This window comes from Rhodanobacter geophilus, assembly GCF_040812275.1.
Taxonomy (GTDB): Bacteria; Pseudomonadota; Gammaproteobacteria; order Xanthomonadales; family Rhodanobacteraceae; genus Rhodanobacter_A; species Rhodanobacter_A geophilus.
On sequence record NZ_JBFOHL010000001.1, the window covers coordinates 350,801 to 366,748 of the forward strand.

The 15,948-nt window shown below is 70.5% G+C and carries 18 protein-coding genes; 7 read left to right on the plus strand and 11 right to left on the minus strand.

From position 1 onward, the window contains the following. Nucleotides 1-53 precede the first annotated feature (53 nt). Entirely contained in the window at nucleotides 54-1,856 is a 1,803-nt protein-coding gene (locus ABQJ56_RS01520) for a putative bifunctional diguanylate cyclase/phosphodiesterase (protein WP_367843222.1), read from the plus strand. Between the two features lie 35 nt (nucleotides 1,857-1,891). Continuing rightward, the gene (locus ABQJ56_RS01525; RefSeq protein WP_367843223.1) at nucleotides 1,892-2,278 is read left to right on the plus strand and encodes a peptidase C13; all 387 of its coding nucleotides are present in this window, start codon (nucleotides 1,892-1,894) and stop codon (nucleotides 2,276-2,278) included. A gap of 48 nt (nucleotides 2,279-2,326) precedes the next feature. Here ABQJ56_RS01525 and ABQJ56_RS01530 read toward each other — a convergent pair whose 3' ends face one another. Both ABQJ56_RS01530 and gpmA read right to left on the minus strand, forming a co-directional pair. Further along, nucleotides 2,327-2,878: a CcdC protein domain-containing protein gene (locus ABQJ56_RS01530; protein WP_367843224.1), complete on the minus strand. Its 552-nt coding sequence runs from the start codon at nucleotides 2,876-2,878 to the stop codon at nucleotides 2,327-2,329. A gap of 111 nt (nucleotides 2,879-2,989) precedes the next feature. Continuing rightward, nucleotides 2,990-3,733 carry a 2,3-diphosphoglycerate-dependent phosphoglycerate mutase gene (gene gpmA / locus ABQJ56_RS01535; RefSeq protein ID WP_367843225.1) on the minus strand — a complete coding sequence of 248 codons (744 nt, stop codon included), beginning with the start codon at nucleotides 3,731-3,733 and terminating at the stop codon, nucleotides 2,990-2,992. 124 nt (nucleotides 3,734-3,857) lie between these two features. Between gpmA and ABQJ56_RS01540 the strand changes: the two genes are divergently transcribed. Beyond that, entirely contained in the window at nucleotides 3,858-4,508 is a 651-nt protein-coding gene (locus tag ABQJ56_RS01540; RefSeq protein ID WP_367843226.1) for a DUF4097 family beta strand repeat-containing protein, read from the plus strand. Between the two features lie 24 nt (nucleotides 4,509-4,532). Here ABQJ56_RS01540 and hemF read toward each other — a convergent pair whose 3' ends face one another. Further along, nucleotides 4,533-5,435 carry an oxygen-dependent coproporphyrinogen oxidase gene (hemF, locus tag ABQJ56_RS01545; RefSeq protein WP_367843227.1) on the minus strand — a complete coding sequence of 301 codons (903 nt, stop codon included), beginning with the start codon at nucleotides 5,433-5,435 and terminating at the stop codon, nucleotides 4,533-4,535. Nucleotides 5,436-5,622: 187 nt separating this feature from the next. On the opposite strand from hemF, the gene ABQJ56_RS01550 reads away from it, so the two are divergent. Genes ABQJ56_RS01550 through ABQJ56_RS01560 form a run of 3 tightly spaced genes read left to right on the plus strand, consistent with a single transcriptional unit; the run spans nucleotide 5,623 to nucleotide 8,362 of the window. Beyond that, nucleotides 5,623-6,807, plus strand: a complete 1,185-nt coding sequence (locus ABQJ56_RS01550; RefSeq protein WP_367843332.1) for a beta-ketoacyl-ACP synthase — start codon at nucleotides 5,623-5,625, stop codon at nucleotides 6,805-6,807. After that, a complete protein-coding gene (locus ABQJ56_RS01555) occupies nucleotides 6,804-7,595 on the plus strand; it encodes a beta-ketoacyl synthase chain length factor (protein WP_367843228.1) in 792 nt (263 codons plus the stop codon). The genes ABQJ56_RS01550 and ABQJ56_RS01555 overlap by 4 nt, the downstream gene beginning before the upstream one ends. After that, entirely contained in the window at nucleotides 7,592-8,362 is a 771-nt protein-coding gene (locus ABQJ56_RS01560; RefSeq protein WP_367843229.1) for a glycosyltransferase family 2 protein, read from the plus strand. Before ABQJ56_RS01555 ends, ABQJ56_RS01560 begins: the two co-directional genes overlap by 4 nt. Before the next feature lie 62 nt (nucleotides 8,363-8,424). Here the strand turns inward: ABQJ56_RS01560 and ABQJ56_RS01565 are convergent, their stop codons facing one another. Together ABQJ56_RS01565 and ABQJ56_RS01570 are read right to left on the minus strand one after the other, a co-directional pair. After that, nucleotides 8,425-9,354 carry a lysophospholipid acyltransferase family protein gene (locus tag ABQJ56_RS01565; protein ID WP_367843230.1) on the minus strand — a complete coding sequence of 310 codons (930 nt, stop codon included), beginning with the start codon at nucleotides 9,352-9,354 and terminating at the stop codon, nucleotides 8,425-8,427. Between the two features lie 12 nt (nucleotides 9,355-9,366). After that, nucleotides 9,367-9,639 (minus strand): phosphopantetheine-binding protein, encoded by a 273-nt coding sequence (locus ABQJ56_RS01570; RefSeq protein WP_367843231.1) that lies wholly within the window; start codon nucleotides 9,637-9,639, stop codon nucleotides 9,367-9,369. A 157-nt stretch (nucleotides 9,640-9,796) separates the two neighbouring features. Here ABQJ56_RS01570 and ABQJ56_RS01575 point away from each other — a divergent pair, with 157 nt between their 5' ends. Beyond that, nucleotides 9,797-10,720: a chorismate transformation FkbO/Hyg5 family protein gene (locus tag ABQJ56_RS01575; RefSeq protein WP_496430677.1), complete on the plus strand. Its 924-nt coding sequence runs from the start codon at nucleotides 9,797-9,799 to the stop codon at nucleotides 10,718-10,720. A 12-nt stretch (nucleotides 10,721-10,732) separates the two neighbouring features. Here the strand turns inward: ABQJ56_RS01575 and glmU are convergent, their stop codons facing one another. The 6 genes from glmU to atpG form a co-directional block, all read right to left on the minus strand. After that, nucleotides 10,733-12,106, minus strand: coding sequence for a bifunctional UDP-N-acetylglucosamine diphosphorylase/glucosamine-1-phosphate N-acetyltransferase GlmU (gene glmU / locus ABQJ56_RS01580; RefSeq protein ID WP_367843233.1), 1,374 nt, complete (start codon nucleotides 12,104-12,106; stop codon nucleotides 10,733-10,735). 81 nt (nucleotides 12,107-12,187) lie between these two features. Next, complete coding sequence (locus tag ABQJ56_RS01585; protein ID WP_367843234.1) at nucleotides 12,188-12,721, minus strand: energy transducer TonB; 534 nt, start codon at nucleotides 12,719-12,721, stop codon at nucleotides 12,188-12,190. A gap of 37 nt (nucleotides 12,722-12,758) precedes the next feature. Continuing rightward, nucleotides 12,759-12,893, minus strand: a complete 135-nt coding sequence (locus tag ABQJ56_RS01590; RefSeq protein WP_367843235.1) for a hypothetical protein — start codon at nucleotides 12,891-12,893, stop codon at nucleotides 12,759-12,761. Nucleotides 12,894-12,939: 46 nt separating this feature from the next. After that, nucleotides 12,940-13,362 carry a F0F1 ATP synthase subunit epsilon gene (locus tag ABQJ56_RS01595; RefSeq protein WP_367843236.1) on the minus strand — a complete coding sequence of 141 codons (423 nt, stop codon included), beginning with the start codon at nucleotides 13,360-13,362 and terminating at the stop codon, nucleotides 12,940-12,942. 93 nt (nucleotides 13,363-13,455) lie between these two features. Beyond that, a complete protein-coding gene (gene atpD, locus ABQJ56_RS01600) occupies nucleotides 13,456-14,892 on the minus strand; it encodes a F0F1 ATP synthase subunit beta (RefSeq protein ID WP_367843237.1) in 1,437 nt (478 codons plus the stop codon). An 80-nt stretch (nucleotides 14,893-14,972) separates the two neighbouring features. After that, nucleotides 14,973-15,890, minus strand: a complete 918-nt coding sequence (atpG, locus tag ABQJ56_RS01605) for a F0F1 ATP synthase subunit gamma (RefSeq protein WP_367843238.1) — start codon at nucleotides 15,888-15,890, stop codon at nucleotides 14,973-14,975. Between the last annotated feature and the right edge of the window lie 58 nt (nucleotides 15,891-15,948).

Below are 15,948 nucleotides of genomic sequence, written 5' to 3' on the forward strand. Positions count from 1 at the left end.
CCGCAGTAGCCTGCGACGGCTGGCAGCACACGGCCAAGCTGGGGGAGGGGACGATGGATATCGTGCAGGGTCCGCTCCCCGACGGGCGGCCCGACACCAACCATGCACCGACGCTCGCGGGAACGACCGAGCAGCATGCCCTGCCCGGCTTCGAGGCCGTGGCGCGGCTGGCGGCCAATGCGCTGGGCGTGCCGCTGGTGGCGCTGCTGCTGAGCGACGGCAGCGCGTTCTGGCACAACCCGCCCGGATACGGCGACGCGCCGCACATGGACGGTTTGCTGCTGGCCGCCTGTCGCGAAGCCGCACGTCACGGCGTCGCCGAGGTGGTAGCCGACGCCCGCGAGGATGCCCGTTTCCTGCCCGCCGGCATCGACCCCGCACAGGCCGAAGTCGCCTTCTTCGCCAGCGAGCCGGTGTTCGGCCTGGACGGCCAGCGGCTGGGCGCGCTGTTCGTGGTCGACCGCCGCCCGCGCCTCGCCCTGCGCGCCGGCGAGCTTGCCGCCCTGCGCGACGTGGCGGCGCTGGCCGCCACCGGGGCGGCGCTGCGCTGCTACCTCAACCGCATCGATCCCTCCACGCGGCTGCCGCACCGCAATGCGTTCTTCGCCGACCTGCACGCGCAGTTGTCACGGGAAACCGATACCGCCTGGCTGGTCGCGATCGAGACCGCGCCGGTGGCACGCTTCAACGCCTTCATGCGCGCCATGGGCCATGCCTACGCCGATGCCCTGATGCACGCGACGGCCGAACGGGTGCAAGGCTGGATGACGCCGGGCATGCAGCTCTACCAGGTGGCATCCACCCGGCTGGCCGTGCTGCTCCCGGGGTCGCAGGAGGCGCCCACGCCCGCGCAACTGGACGCGCTGGTGGCCATGCTGCGCGACCCGGTCGACTGCCTCGGCATCGCGCTCACCCTGCAGCCGGGCGTGGGCCTGCTCGAGATCGAGGCCGGCGAACTGCGCGGCGGCGACCCGCTGCGGCGGGCGATGAACGCCTCGTGGATCGCGCTGGGCACGGCCCGCGGCTGGACCGCGTATGACCACCGCCAGGACGAGCGCCAGCGGCAGGAATTCTTCCTGGTCACCGAGCTGGCTGCCGCGCTGTCCGAGCGTGCCGAGCTGGAGCTGCACTACCAGCCGCGCGTGGAACTGGCCAGCGGCCGCTGCGTGGCGCTGGAGGCGCTTGCGCGCTGGCACCATCCCACCCTGGGCGCGGTGTCGCCCACCACCTTCGTGCCGCTGGCCGAGCAGGCCGGCCTGATGCGCGCGCTGACCGACTGGGTGTTCGACCACGGCCTGGCGCAACTGGCGGCATGGCTGCGCGACGGGCTCGACGTGCGGCTGTCGCTGAACGTCTCCAGCATCGACCTGGACGCCATGCTGGAGACACGCCTCGCCGCGGCGGCACGACGCCACGGCGTGCCCCTGGCCCGGCTGGAGCTGGAGTTCACCGAGAGCGTCGCGATCCACCACGACGAGCTCACCCGCCACGTGCTGGTCGCGCTGCGCGAGGCCGGCGTGGGCATCGCCATCGATGACTTCGGCATCGGCTACAGCAACCTCGACGCGCTGCGCCGGATGCCGGCCTCCAGCCTGAAGATCGACCAGTCGCTGGTACGCAGCCTGGACACCCGCCGACACGACGCCGCCATCGTGCGCGCGATGGCGGCGCTGGGCCACGAGCTCGGCTTTCGCGTGGTGATGGAAGGGGTGGAGACGGCCAGCGTGCTTGCCGCGGTGCGCGACATGGGCTGCGACGAGGTGCAGGGCCACCACATCACCCCGCCGCTGCCGGCCATCGAGGTGGCCGACTGGCTGCGCCGGCACGCCATCACTCCCGCGGAGGCAAGCTGCTAAGGTTTCCGGCAGCGCATCGCCGCCGGAGCCCCAGCATGCCCATCCCCCTCGCCTTCGCCCTGCTGCTGGGCGCCACGCCGGCGAATGGCGCCATCGATTTCGAAACCCGCGTGCACCAGGCGAAGATGGCCGAGGCCGCCGCCACCGGGCCGGCCTACCAGAAGGCGCTGTGGGGCAAGATCGGCAACCCCACCACCGACGCCTACAAGGGCTGCCTCGCCAGCAACGCGCCGGCGGACAAGTCGCCGTTCACCCTGGTGCTGGACGTGGACGCGCACGGCAAGCCGCAGCACATCGCGGTGCAGCCGGCCAGCAAGGTCGCCACCTGCATGGCCGGGCAGTTCGCCGGCTGGACGTTGCCGCCACCGCCGGTTTCGCCTTCGCCCTATCCGCTGGAGATCGACTTCAGCGTCGCGCCCTGACCAGGGTCGAGCGAGTCCCGGCTGTTTCCCGGCAACCAGCCACGCGCCTCACGCGGCGGCGGCGCGCGACTGCTGGTAGCGCCGGTGGTGCACCAGCAGGCCGGCGTAATAGACGATGTAGTAGCCCACCAGCAGGCCGATCACCAGCATGGTCAGCGGGCTGGACTGGTAGCCCATCTGCATGCTGGTGCCGGGCGGCGCGCCGGCGGCCAGCGCGTCGGCATGCTGCATCTGCGGCGCCAGCACCATGAAGCGCCACGCCAGCCGGCCCAGCAGCAGCGCGGTGAGCACGGCGCCGATCCACGGGTTCGGCAGGTAGCAGTCGCCCTTCACCGGATCGGTCTCGAAGCGCGTCAGGCGCAGGCCGACGAAACCCAGCGCCGCGCCGATCACCGCGCCGCCCAGCACACCCTCGGCCAGGCGGATGTCATGCAGGCCGCCCAGCATCAGCAGGCCGCCGATCACCGCGAAGATCACGATGCGCGCGATCATCCGCTTGCGCCGGATCGGCTGGCGGCCGAACTGGCGGCTGATCCGGCGCCAGACCATCAGCACCAGCAGCGGCACGATGATCGCGTAGCTCATCAGGTGGGGAGACATGCTTGCGCATCCGGCGGGGAGAATGCGCGCAGCCTAACCGAGACGCTGGCGCCGCGCGATGGACGCCCGGTAGCCGTCGCGCATGACGGCTGTCATGCGCGACGCGACCCGCTACTTCGCCTTGCCCTGGTTCGCCACCGCGGCCATCTTCGCCTCGATCGCCGCGGCGTCGCCCAGGTAGTAGCGCCGCAGGGGCTTCAGGTGTTCGTCGAACTCGTACACCAGCGGCACGCCGTTGGGAATGTTCATCTCCACGATGTCGGCGTCGGAGATGCCGTCCAGGTACTTCACCAGCGCGCGCAGCGAATTGCCGTGGGCGGCGACCACGACGCGCCGGCCGGCCCTGATCGCCGGCGCCAGCACTTCGTGCCAGTACGGCAGCACGCGGGCCACGGTGTCCTTCAGGCATTCGGTATCGGGAATCTGCGCGGGCGCCAGCGCGGCATAACGCGGGTCGTGCACCGCCTCGTTCGCCGCACGTTCCAGCGGCGGCGGCGGGATGTCGTAGCTGCGGCGCCAGACCTTCACCTGCGCGTCGCCGTACTTCGCCGCCGTCTCGGCCTTGTTGAGGCCGGTGAGGGCGCCGTAGTGGCGCTCGTTGAGGCGCCAGTCGGTGTGCACCGGCAGCCAGCTCATCTCCATCGCGTCGAGCACGCCCCACAGCGTGTGCACCGCGCGCCTGAGCACCGAGGTATGCGCCACGTCGAACGCGTAGCCTTCGCGCTTCAGCAGTTCGCCCGCCTCGCGCGCCTCCTGCTCGCCCAGCGGGGTGAGGTCCACGTCGGCCCAGCCGCTGAAGCGGTTGTCGAGGTTCCATTGCGACTGGCCGTGGCGGATCAGGACGAGCTTGTGCATGGCGGGATTTCTCGGCGGGGAGGTCCGGAATGGTAGCGGCAAACCCGCCCCTGCCAAAGGTCACGCCAACCCTTTGCTCGTGCGACGCATCCCAGTCATGTCATCCACGCAACGGAGCCCAGCCATGCGCCGCATCCTGCTTTCCCTCGCCCTCCTCCTGCCGCTGGCCGCGACCGCCTCGGACAACGACATCCACAAGGTCAACGGCGACGTCCGCGTCGAGGCCGGCGAGCACGTCGGCACCGCCAAGAGCGTCAACGGGGACGTCGACGTGGGCGATCACGCCGTGGTGCAGCAGGCCACCACCGTGAACGGCTCGGTGTCCCTGGGCACCCAGGCCGAGGCCGGCGAGCTGCACACCGTCAACGGCTCGATCGAGGTCGCCACCGGCGGCAAGGTCGACGGCCAGGTCCATGCGGTCAACGGCGACATCGGCCTGGCGCAGGGCGCCCAGGTTGGCGGCCATCTCTCCAACGTCAATGGCGCGATCCGGCTGGACGCCGCCCACGTCGCCGGCGGCCTCGAGACCGTGGCCGGCGACATCACCGTGGGCGCGAACTCGCGCGTCGAGGGCGGCATCCTGGTCGACCAGCCGAACAACGGCTGGTTCCACTGGGGCAGCGACCACAAGCCGGTAATCGTGATCGGCCCGCACGCGGTGGTGCAGGGCACGCTGGAATTCCGTCGGCCGGTGGTGCTCAAGGTCAGCGACAGCGCGCAGATCGGCCCGGTGAAGGGCGCCACGGCGGAGAAGTTCGGCGGCGCCGCGCCGTAACCGGCACCCTCCCGAGCCGCGCGGTCACACCCAATCGCGCGGCTTGAGGTAGTCGGCCAGCCGCGCCTCGGCGGAGCCCGGTTCGGGCGCATAGGCATACTCGAAGCGCACCCGCGGCGGCAGGCTCATCAGGATGGACTCGGTGCGCCCGCCCGACTGCAGGCCGAACAGCGTGCCACGGTCGCAGACCAGGTTGAACTCCACGTAGCGGCCGCGCCGGTACAGCTGGAACTCGCGCTCGCGCTCGCCGTACGGCGTATCGCGGCGGCGCTCCACGATCGGCGCGTAGGCGTCGAGGAAACCCTGGCCCACGGCCTTCGTGAAGTCGAGGCAGCGCTCGAAGCCGCCCGCGTCGAGGTCGTCGTAGAACAGCCCGCCCACGCCACGCGTCTCGCCGCGGTGCCTGAGCTGGAAATACTCGTCGCACCACTTTTTGTAGCGCGGGTAGACGTCCGCGCCGAACGGCGCGCACAGGTCGCGCGCCACCGTGTGCCAGTGCACCACGTCCTCGTCGAACGGGTAGTACGGCGTGAGGTCGAAGCCGCCGCCGAACCACCACACCGGCGCCACGCCCGCCTTGCTCGCCTCGAAGTAGCGCACGTTCGCATGCGTGGTCGGCACGTAGGGATTCTTCGGGTGCAGCACCAGCGACACGCCGGTGGCGATAAAGCTGCCGCCGGCCAGCTCGGGGCGATGCGCGGTGGCGCTGGGCGGCAACTGCTGGCCGGAGACGCGCGAGAAGTTCACGCCGGCCTGCTCGAACAGCGCGCCATCCTTCAGCACGCGGGTGCGTCCGCCGCCGCCCGCCGCCCGCGTCCAGGCGTCCTCGACGAAGCACGCGGAGCCATCCAGCCGTTCCAGCTCGGCGCAGATGCGGTCCTGCAGTTCGCGCAGGAGGGTTTCGGCGCGGTCGGCTTGTTCGTTCATCAGGTTGCACTCCATCGTCATCGTCGCGAGCTTAGCAAGAGCGGTTTCCATCGCCGCTGTGGCGCGGCGCCGCGTGGACCTGCGCCGGATCAGGAGCGCACCGCAGCTGAACGTGCAGGCGCCGCCCGCGGCATGCAAGCTAGGCAGCGCGGAAGCCGCTCGCTAGGCTGATGCGATGACGACACCGATGACCCCGCTCGCGGTCAGCGCCTGCACCGTCACCTCCGCGCTGGGTCGCGGACTGGCGGCGCAGCGCGACGCGCTGCGGCACGGCCGCGGCGGCCTGCGTCCCGACGATTTCGGCAGCGCGCCGCGGCTGGGCTGGATCGGCCGCGTAGCCGGCGTGGAAGACACGGCACTGCCACCCGCGCTGGCCGGCTGGGACTGCCGCAACAACCGCCTCGCCTGGCTGGGTTTGCAGCAGGACGGTTTCCTCGCTCGCGTGCATGCCGCACGCGAGCGCTACGGCGCGCGCCGCATGGCGCTGCTGCTGGGCACCTCCACCGCCAGCATCGGCGCCACCGAGGAGGCGTATCGCCGGCTCGATGCCGACGGTCGTTTTCCCGCCGGGCTGCGCCGGCACGCGCTGCACGCGCCGGATTCATTGAGCGCGTTCGCCAGCGCCGCGCTGGCGCTGGAAGGCCCCTGCCTCACGATCTCCACCGCCTGCTCGTCCAGCGCCAGGGCATTCGCCAGCGCCGCGCGCCTGTTCGCGCTGGATCTGGTCGATGCGGCCGTGGTCGGCGGCGTGGACAGCCTGTGCGACAACGTGCTGTTCGGCTTCAACGCGCTGGAGCTGATCTCGCCTGCCGCCTGCCGCCCGTTCGACGCGGCGCGCGACGGCATCTCGATCGGCGAAGCCGCCGGCTTCGCGCTGCTGGAACGCACGGAGGCCGCGCCGCAGGCGCCGCGCCTGCTCGGCTATGGCGAGGCCAGCGACGCCTGGCACATGTCCGCGCCGCATCCCGACGGCCACGGCGCGGAGCTGGCGCTGGACGCGGCGCTGGCCCGTGCCGGCCTCGACGCGGCGCGGGTCGACTACGCGAACCTGCACGGCACCGCGAGCAAGCAGAACGACGCGATGGAAATGGCGCTGCTGGCGCGCCGTTTCCCCGCCACCACGCGCGCGAGTTCGACCAAGGGCTTTACCGGCCACACACTGGGCGCGGCGGGCATCGTCGAGGCCACGATCGCGCTGCAGGCGATCGAACACGGCTTCGTGCCTGGCAACCTCGGCGCCGCCACGCCCGACCCCGCCTGCGGCGCGCAGTTCGCATGGCGCCACGAGTCGCGGCGCGTCGACGTGGCGCTCAGCAATTCCTTCGGTTTCGGCGGCAACAACGCCTGCCTTGTGTTCGGACGCGCACCATGACCGCCATGCTGCTGCACGTCGAAGGCATCGGCCTGTGGTCGCCGCGACTGGGCGACTTCGCCGCGCTGCGCGCCCTGCTCGCCGGCGCGGCGGCGGCCGCACCCGCCGCGCCGGCCGCCGCACTGCTGCCGGCGAACGAGCGCCGCCGCGCGCCGGAGAGCGTGCGCCTGGCGGTGGAAGTGGCCGGCCAGGCGCTGGCGATGAGCGGGCGCGATCCGGCCACGCTGGCCTGCGTGTTCGCCTCGGCGCACGGCGACCAGGCGATCACCGACGCGATCTGCAGCACGCTGGCGCACGCACCGGCCGAACTGTCGCCCACCCGCTTCCACCACTCCGTGCACAACGCGCCGGCCGGCTACTGGACCATCGCCACCGGCTGCCGCGCACCGTCCAGCGCGGTCTGCGCCGGCATCCGCACCTTCGGCGCAGCGCTGCTCGAAGCGGCGACCCAGGCGCTGGCCGAGCAACGCCCGGTGCTGCTGGTGTGCAGCGACATCGCCGGGCGCGGCCCGTTGCTGGAGATGACCGGCTGCGGGCGCGCCTTCGGTTGCGCCCTGCTGCTGGCGCCCGCAGCCGGTGCAACCACACTGGCGCGGCTGCGGCTGGAAACATCGGCGGATCACGCCGCATCCACGCCGCCGCCCGCTACGCTGGCCGGCGAAGCGGATGGCAACCCCGCCGGCGCCGCGCTGGCGCTGCTTGCGTCGCTGGCCGGACACGCCGGCCGTTGCCGACTCGGGGCCGCCACCGCACTGGATCTGCTGATCGACGTGGAGCCCGTCGCGTGAACGCCGCCCTGCCCCGCTGGTGCGTGCTGATCCCCTGCCTCAACGAGGAGGCGGCGATCCGCGGCGTGGTCGAATCGGTGCTCGCGCTGGGCGCCCCGGTGATCGTGGTCGACGACGGCTCCGACGACCGCACGCCGGAGATCCTCGCCACGCTGCCGGTGACGCTGCTGCGGCATGGGCAACGCCGCGGCAAGGGCCAGGCCCTGCGCGACGGCTTCCGCGAGGCGCTGCGCCGGGGCTACGAGGCGGTGCTGACGATGGACGGCGACGGCCAGCACCTGGCGGCCGACATCCCGCGCATCGTCGCCGCCGCCGCCGCGTATCCCGGCCAGTTGGTGATAGCCGCGCGCCTGCTCGACAAGGTGCAGCAGCCGAAGGCGCGCCGGCGCGCCAACGCGTTCGCCGACTGGGGCATTTCCTGGGCCTGCGGCCAGCCGGTGGCGGACACCCAGAGCGGCCAGCGCTGGTACCCGCGTGCCGCGCTGGACCTGGTCGACCTGCCGGCGCAGAACTTCGTGTTCGAGGCGGCGATCCTGATCGCGGCCTCGCGCGAGCTGGGCATGGGCGTGGTCGCGGTGCCGATCGCCTCGCGCTACCCGCCCGGCGCGCGGCCCAGTCACCTGCGGCCGGTGCGCGACACCCTGCGCATCACCACGTACACGATCACCCGCGTGTTGCATTACGGCCGCGTGGTGGGCAGCTATCGGCGCTCGCACACCGCACCGCGGGTCATCGATGACGCACTCGCTCCCCTGGCCCGCGCGTAGGAGCGGCGTCAGCCGCGATGCTCCTTCATGCTGCAACACCGCCATCGCGGCTGGAACCGCTCCTACGGCGGCGTGATGGAACCGGCCACCGGGCGCGCCCAGAAGTCGTGGAAGTTGAACCAGTTGTACGGCGCCACCCGCACGTAATGCTCCAGCCGCTGCGCGTAGCGGGTCAGCAGCGCGTCCAGCGCCGGGCCGCGCTGCCCGCGCGGAATCGCCACGCGTTCGGCGAACGGCTCGAACACCAGCCGGTAGCGGTTGCCGCCCAGATACAGGCCGAAGCAGAGCAGCACCGGCACCTGCAGCGCGCTCGCCAGCAGCCACGGCCCCACCGGCAACGGCGCCGGCGCGCCGAGGAAATCCACTTCGCGTTGCGCCTCGTGCTCGCCGGCGCGGTCGGCCAGAAGCGCCACCATCGCGCCCTGCCGGCAGGCCTCGGCCGCGGCCAGCACCACGCCGGCGCCACCTTGCGCGGCATCGATCACCGCCGCACCCACCGCGGGCGCCAGCGCCTCCAGCAACTCGGTCATCGCCGGCGTCTTGCCCTTGTCCAGCACCACCCGCAGCGGCACCTCGGGCCGCCGTGCGCCGAGCACGCGCAAGGCCTCGAAGCTGCCCTGGTGCGAACCGACCAGCAGCACGCCGCGGCCTTCGGCGATGCGCCGCTCCAGTTCCGCCAGTCCCTCGATCTCGATGCGGAAATCGCGCTCGCCATGGGCGAGCAGGAAGATCCGGTCCAGCGTGGTGGCGGCATAGGCGTGGAACTGGCGCAGCATCGGCCACACGCCGGGAGCATGCCCGAACGCACGCGTGAGGTACTGCCGCGAGGCGCGCCGCTCGGCACCGCGGCGCAGGAAGAAGTACAGCGTCACCGGATACAGCAGCAGCCGGCCGAAGCGGCGGCCGCCGTGCAATGCCAGCGTGCGCATCAGCCACAGTGCGAGGCGGCCGCCGCCTTCGCGGTGCTGGCGCCAGTGCGTGGCCTCGCTCATGCCGGGAGCGATTCAGCCGCGCGCGCGGTGCGCTTCGACGAACGCGCTCAGGCCCCGCAGGCTGGCAAAGATCTGCCGGTTGTCGGGATGGTCCGAACGCAGCTGGAAACCGTAACGCTTGGACACCGCCAGCGCGATCTCCAGCGCATCGATCGAATCCAGCCCCAGTTCGCCGCCGAACAGCGGCGCGTCCGGGTCGATCTTCGCGGGGTCGAGCGCTTCGAGGTTCAGGCTTTCCACGATCAGGGTGGCCAGCTCGTGCTGGGCAGCGGTCAATTCAGCCATGTGCGCGGAAGCTCTGGAAACGTCGTCGAAACCGCGGAAAGCGGTGGCAAAGTGTAACATGGAGCCCTTGTCTTGCCCGGTTGCAAATATGCTCGAGGGATGTGAAAGCAGGAGGGCCGAGGGTGGCCTGGTGCGCGCACCGCGCGTTTCCTATCGCTTGAACGACGCCGCCACCCTGCTCACCGAGCCCGGCGCGCTGGCGGTGTTCGGCTTCGGCGGAAGTGCCGCAGGCATCGACGACCCGCGGTGGTCGCACGTGCCGCTGGAAGCGCTCGACGCACCGACGCCCTGCGAACTGTGGCTGGTGGATGGCCCGGTGCAGCACGGCCACCACGAGGCGCTGCGCTGGTCGGCCGGCGGCGGCTGGCTGTTTGCCGCACTGGAACTGGACGAGCGCGACCACGGCGGCCCCGCGGGCGCGGCCCGCGTCGCCTACGCGCAGTTGCGCGACTTCATCCGCAGCCGCGACGAGCAACAGGTATTGCGCATCTGGAACTACCAGGGCGCGATCAACCAGGGCGACGGCGACACCGAGCGCTACAAGCTGTTCTGCGACGGCCGCGCCGAAGGCTGTGGCGACTGGTTCGCCCATGGCTATCCCGCCGCCACCGCCATCGGCCACCACGGCGAACCGCATTTGCTGCAGGTCTACCTGCTCGCCAGCACGCACGCCGGCACCGCGGTGGAGAACCCGCGCCAGGTCAGCGCGTGGCGCTACCCGCGCCAGTACGGCCGCACCTCGCCAGGCTTCGCCCGCGCGATGCGGCTGCCTGCACAGGACGCACTGGCGATCTCCGGCACCGCCGCGGTGGTGGGCCACGCCTCCGCGCACGAGGGCGACCTCGCCGCCCAGCTGGAGGAGATCCTGGTCAACCTGGAAGCGCTGCTGGCCAGCGCCGGCATGCCCGCCGGCTTCGACACGCAGGCGCCGCTGAAGGCCTATGTGCGCCACCCCGCCGACGCGCCACGCGTGCGCGAACTGCTCAGGCAACGCCTGCCCGGCGTGCCGGTGCTGCTGCTGCAAGGCGATGTCTGCCGCAGCGAACTGCTGGTGGAACTGGATGGATGGCGCTACGCCTGAGCCGCCGCGCGATTACTTCGGCAACTTCGCCGGCCGCTTCCAGCCCGCCAGCGTGAGCTGCCGCCCGCGCGCCACGGTGAGTTCGCCCGCGGGTGCATCGCGGGTGACCACCGAGCCGGCGCCGATGGTGGCCTGCGCGCCGATCGTCACCGGCGCCACCAGCGCGCTGTTGGAGCCGATGAAGGCGCCGTCCTCGATGCGGGTGGCGAACTTGTTCACGCCGTCGTAGTTGCAGGTGATGGTGCCGGCGCCGACGTTGACGCCCCGGCCGATCACGGTGTCACCGAGGTAGCTGAGGTGGTTGGCCTTGCTGTTCTCGCCGATGCGGGTCTTCTTGGTTTCGACGAAGTTGCCCACGTGCACGCCGGCATCGAGTTCGGTGCCGGGGCGCAGCCGCGCATACGGGCCGATCATGCAGGGGCCGTGGGTGACCACGCCGTCGAGATCGCAATGCGCCAGCACCACGGTGCCGGCGGCGAGGCGCACGTCCTTCAGCCGGGTGAACGGCCCCACGCGCACATCGTCGCCCAGGCTCACCGCGCCTTCGAGGATCACGTCGATGTCGAGCTCCACGTCGCGGCCGCTGCTTACGTCGCCGCGCACGTCGAGGCGCGCGGGATCGGCGAGGCGCACGCCGGCGACCTGCAGCGCGCGGGTGGCGCGCCGGCGGAATTCGGCTTCGAGGGTCGAGAGCTGCACGGCATCGTTGGCGCCGGAAGCCTCGACCGGATCGGCGCATTCGACGCTGAGCGCGGGGCGGTTTTCCTCACTGGCCATCGCGAAGATGTCGGTGAGGTAGAACTCGCCTTGCGCGTTGTCGCGGTCGAGCCCGGCGATCCACACGCGCAGCGCGGCAGCCGGTGACACGAGGATGCCGGTGTTGACCACGTCGATGGCGCGCTGCTCGTCCGTGGCGTCCTTCTCCTCGATGACGCAGCGCACGTGGCCGTTGCCGTCACGCAACACGCGGCCGTAGCCGCGCGGCTCGGCGACGCGGATCGCCAGCAGGCCGAAGCCGCCATCGACCTGCGCCAGCTCGCGCAGCGTCTCGGCGCGGAGCAGCGGCACGTCGCCGTAGAGCACCAGTACCTGCGCCGCGTCGGGCACGTCGGGCAGCGCCTGCTCCACCGCGTGGCCGGTGCCGAGGCGCTCGGCCTGCAGCACCCAATGCAGGTCGTCCTGGCCCGCGAACGCGGCCTGCACCTGGTCGCCGCCGTGGCCGTACACCACGTGGATCGCCGCCGGCTGCAGCGCCCGCGCGGTGGCCAGCACATGGGCCAGCAACGGCCTCCCGGCCAGCGGCATCAGCACCTTGGGGCGCGCGGATTTCATGCGCGTGCCGGCACCGGCGGCGAGGACGATGACATGCAGCGGGGCGTGGTTCATGCGTGACTGCCTTGACGGGAGCTGTCCGAAAAGTCTATCAGTCCGGCGGCGGCCTTCGCGCAGCAGCCGGACGGCGCGGACTCAGCGTGGTGCCGAGGCGGATGACACGGCCGTCTTGCCGGCGCGGCACTCGAAACGGAACGCGTAGATCAGGCTGAACGGCCTGGTCGTGCTGTCCACCTCGTGGCTGTTGCCGTCGGCGTCCGCGGCCCAGTGGTTGATCCGCAGCGGGTTGAACTGCCATTGCAGCACCGCCGTGCGCACCGCAGCGTAGAACCGCTCCCAATGCGGCGCGTGCGATGCATCGTCGGCCGGGATCGCGCGCACTTCACCCACCTTGCCCGCCTCGTCCACGATCACCTGCACCTGCACTTCCTGCAGTGGCGGGCAGGCCGCAAGCTGGTCTGGCGGATAGACCGGCTGCACGCGCCGGAGCGGCGTCGCGCCGGTGGCGGTATCGCCGATGGCCAGCTGGTAATGCGCCATCCGGCCGTCGTCGAGCATCCGGTAACTGGCGGAGCCTTCATTCGGCGCCCTGGCGGGCGGAGCGGCGACGCTGGCGCAACCCGCCACGCCCAGCACGAGCAAGCCCGGAGCCAGCCTCATGCGTGCCATCACGACCTTCTCCATCCGGCGAATGTCGGCAACGCTATCAAATTACATTTGTAATTTGAAGAGCCGCCGCGGCCGCACCGGCAATCCCCGCACGCAAAAACGCCGGCGCAAGGCCGGCGTCCTTTCCCACGATGTCCATCGACGCGACCGCTTCATCCATGAGTGCGGCCATGGCTGGCCGCCCGCTCGATCTTCGCGCTCAAGGACGAGCGCACCAATCAAACCCTGAGGTTCTTGCGCAGCCGCTCCAGCGCCTGCAGCTGGGCCATCGCCTCGGCCAGCTTGGCCTGCGCCTCGGATACTTCCAGCGCGTCGGTGCGGTTGGCCAGCGCGTCCTCGGCTTCCTTCTTGGCACGCTGCGCGGCGGTCTCGTCCAGGTCGGCCGCGCGGATCGCGGTGTCGGTCAGCACGGTGACCACCTGCGGCTGCACTTCGAGGATGCCGCCGGAGACGTAGAACTGCTGGCGCTCGCCCGTGGCCAGCACCACCTCGACGTGGCCGGGCTTGAGGCGGGTGATCAGCGGCGCGTGGCGCGGCGTGATGCCCAGCTCGCCCAGCTCGCCGGTGGCGATCAGCATCGACGCGTCGCCGTGGAAGATCTCGGCTTCGGCGCTGACGATGTCGACTCGGAGGGTGGTCATGGTTGGTTCTCGCTGTGCTTGCAAGGAAAGAGGCACCGGCTACGGGGAGGGTCGCAGCAAGCCTGCCCCGTTACCTAATTTCAAGAAACCCGCTTACGCGGCTTTCTTGGCGGCCCCCATCTCCTCGCCCTTCTTGATCGCCTCGTCGATGCCGCCGACCATGTAGAACGCCTGCTCCGGCAGGTGGTCGACGTCGCCTTCCACGATCATCTTGAAGCCGCGGATGGTTTCCTTCAGCGACACGTACTTGCCGGGCGCGCCGGTGAACACTTCGGCCACGTGGAACGGCTGGCTGAAGAAGCGCTCGCACTTGCGGGCGCGCGCCACCACCTGCTTGTCCTCTTCGGACAGTTCGTCCATGCCGAGGATGGCGATGATGTCCTTCAGCTCCTTGTAGCGCTGCAGCATGCCCTGCACGCGGCGGGCCACGTCGTAGTGCTCCTGGCCGACGACCTGCGGGTCGAGCTGGCGGCTGGTGGAGTCCAGCGGATCCACCGCCGGGTAGATGCCCAGCGAGGCGATCTGGCGGCTCAGCGTCACGGTGGAGTCCAGATGCGCGAAGGTGGTGGCCGGCGACGGGTCGGTCAGGTCGTCCGCGGGCACGTAAACGGCCTGGATCGAGGTGATCGAACCGGTCTTGGTCGAGGTGATGCGCTCCTGCAGCACGCCCATCTCGTCGGCCAGCGTCGGCTGGTAGCCCACGGCGGACGGCATGCGGCCGAGCAGCGCGGACACCTCGGTGCCGGCCAGCGTGTAGCGGTAGATGTTGTCCACGAAGAACAGCACGTCCTTGCCCTTGCCGGAGGCGTCCTTCTGGTCGCGGAAGTACTCGGCCATGGTCAGGCCGGTCAGCGCCACGCGCAGGCGGTTGCCCGGCGGCTCGTTCATCTGGCCGTAGACCATCGCCACCTTCGACTCCGGCAGGTTGTCCAGCTTGACGACGCCGGCGTCCTGCATCTCGTGGTAGAAGTCGTTGCCTTCGCGGGTGCGCTCGCCCACGCCGGCGAACACCGACAGGCCCGAGTGCTGGGTCGCGATGTTGTTGATGAGTTCCAGCATGTTCACCGTCTTGCCCACGCCGGCGCCGCCGAACAGGCCGACCTTGCCGCCCTTGGCGAACGGGCAGACCAGGTCGATCACCTTGATGCCGGTTTCCAGCAGCTCGTTGGCCAGCGCCTGGTCGGCATACGACGGCGCTTCGCGGTGGATCACCCAGCGGTCTTCGGCGTTGATCGGGCCGACCTCGTCGATCGGGTTGCCGAGCACGTCCATGATGCGGCCCAGGGTGGCGTTGCCCACCGGCACCTTGATGCCTTCGCCGGTGTTGCGGGCGAGCAGGCCGCGCTTCAGGCCGTCGGTGGAACCCAGCGCGATGGTGCGCACCACGCCGTCGCCCAGCACCTGCTGCACTTCCAGCGTGATCTCGGTGCCGTCGATCTTCAGCGCGTCGTACACCTGCGGCACCTGATCGCGCGCGAACTCGACGTCGATGACCGCGCCGATGATCTGAACAACTTTGCCCTGGCTCATGGATGTGCTCCGGATGGATCTTTAAGTGTCTGTTGCGGCGCCGCTGCGCGTCGCCAAAATTCTTTTGGGAGCTGCTGCGGTCAAACCGCAGCAGCTCCTCCCACGATCTCGCTGATTTCCTGCGTGATCGCCGCCTGGCGGGTCTTGTTGTAGACCAGGGTCAGCGTGTCGATCACCTTGTTCGCGTTGTCCGACGCGCTCTTCATCGCGACCATGCGCGCGGCGTGTTCGCTGGCGAGGTTCTCCAGCACGCCCTGGTACACCACCGACTCGATGTAGCGGCCCAGCACGTGTTCCAGCACGGTCTGCGCATCCGGTTCGTAGATGTAGTCCCAGTCGTGGGTCTGTTCCAGCTTGATGCCGGCATACGCCGGTTCGCCGGCCGCCTGGTGCGCCTCCATCTCCGCGGCCACCAGCGGCAGCGGCAGCAGCGCGTCGATGGTGGGCTTCTGCGTCATGGTGTTGACGAAATCGTTGTAGGCGAGGAACACGCGGTCGAGGCCATTCGCCTGGTACGCGTCCAGCACCACCTTGATCACGCCGATCAGCTGTTCCAACTTGGGCCGCTCGCCCAGGTGGGTGGCGCTGCCGGTGAGGTTCACGCCCTTGATGCGGCGGAAGAACGACTGCGCCTTCTGGCCGATCGCCACCACGTCCACCTGCACGCCCTTGTCCTGCCACTCGCGGATCGCGGGCAGCAGGCGGCGGAACAGGTTGGAGTTGAGGCCGCCGCACAGGCCGCGGTCGGTGGACACCACGATGTAGGCCACCCGCGCCACGTTTCCGCGCTCGACCAGGAACGGATGCTTGAAGTCCGTGCTGGCCTGCGCCACGTGGGCGATCACCTTGCGCATGGAACGCGCATAGGGGCGCGAGGCCTTCATCAGATCCTGCGCCTTGCGGATCTTCGAGGCCGAGACCATTTCGAGCGCGCGCGTCACCTTGCGCATGTTCTGCGTGCTCTTGATCTTGGTTTTGATTTCGCGTCCGCTGGCCACGTATGCCTCAATCTGTCGGGTCTGTGCCGTGCCGGTTCAGCACCGGCGCGCCGTTCCT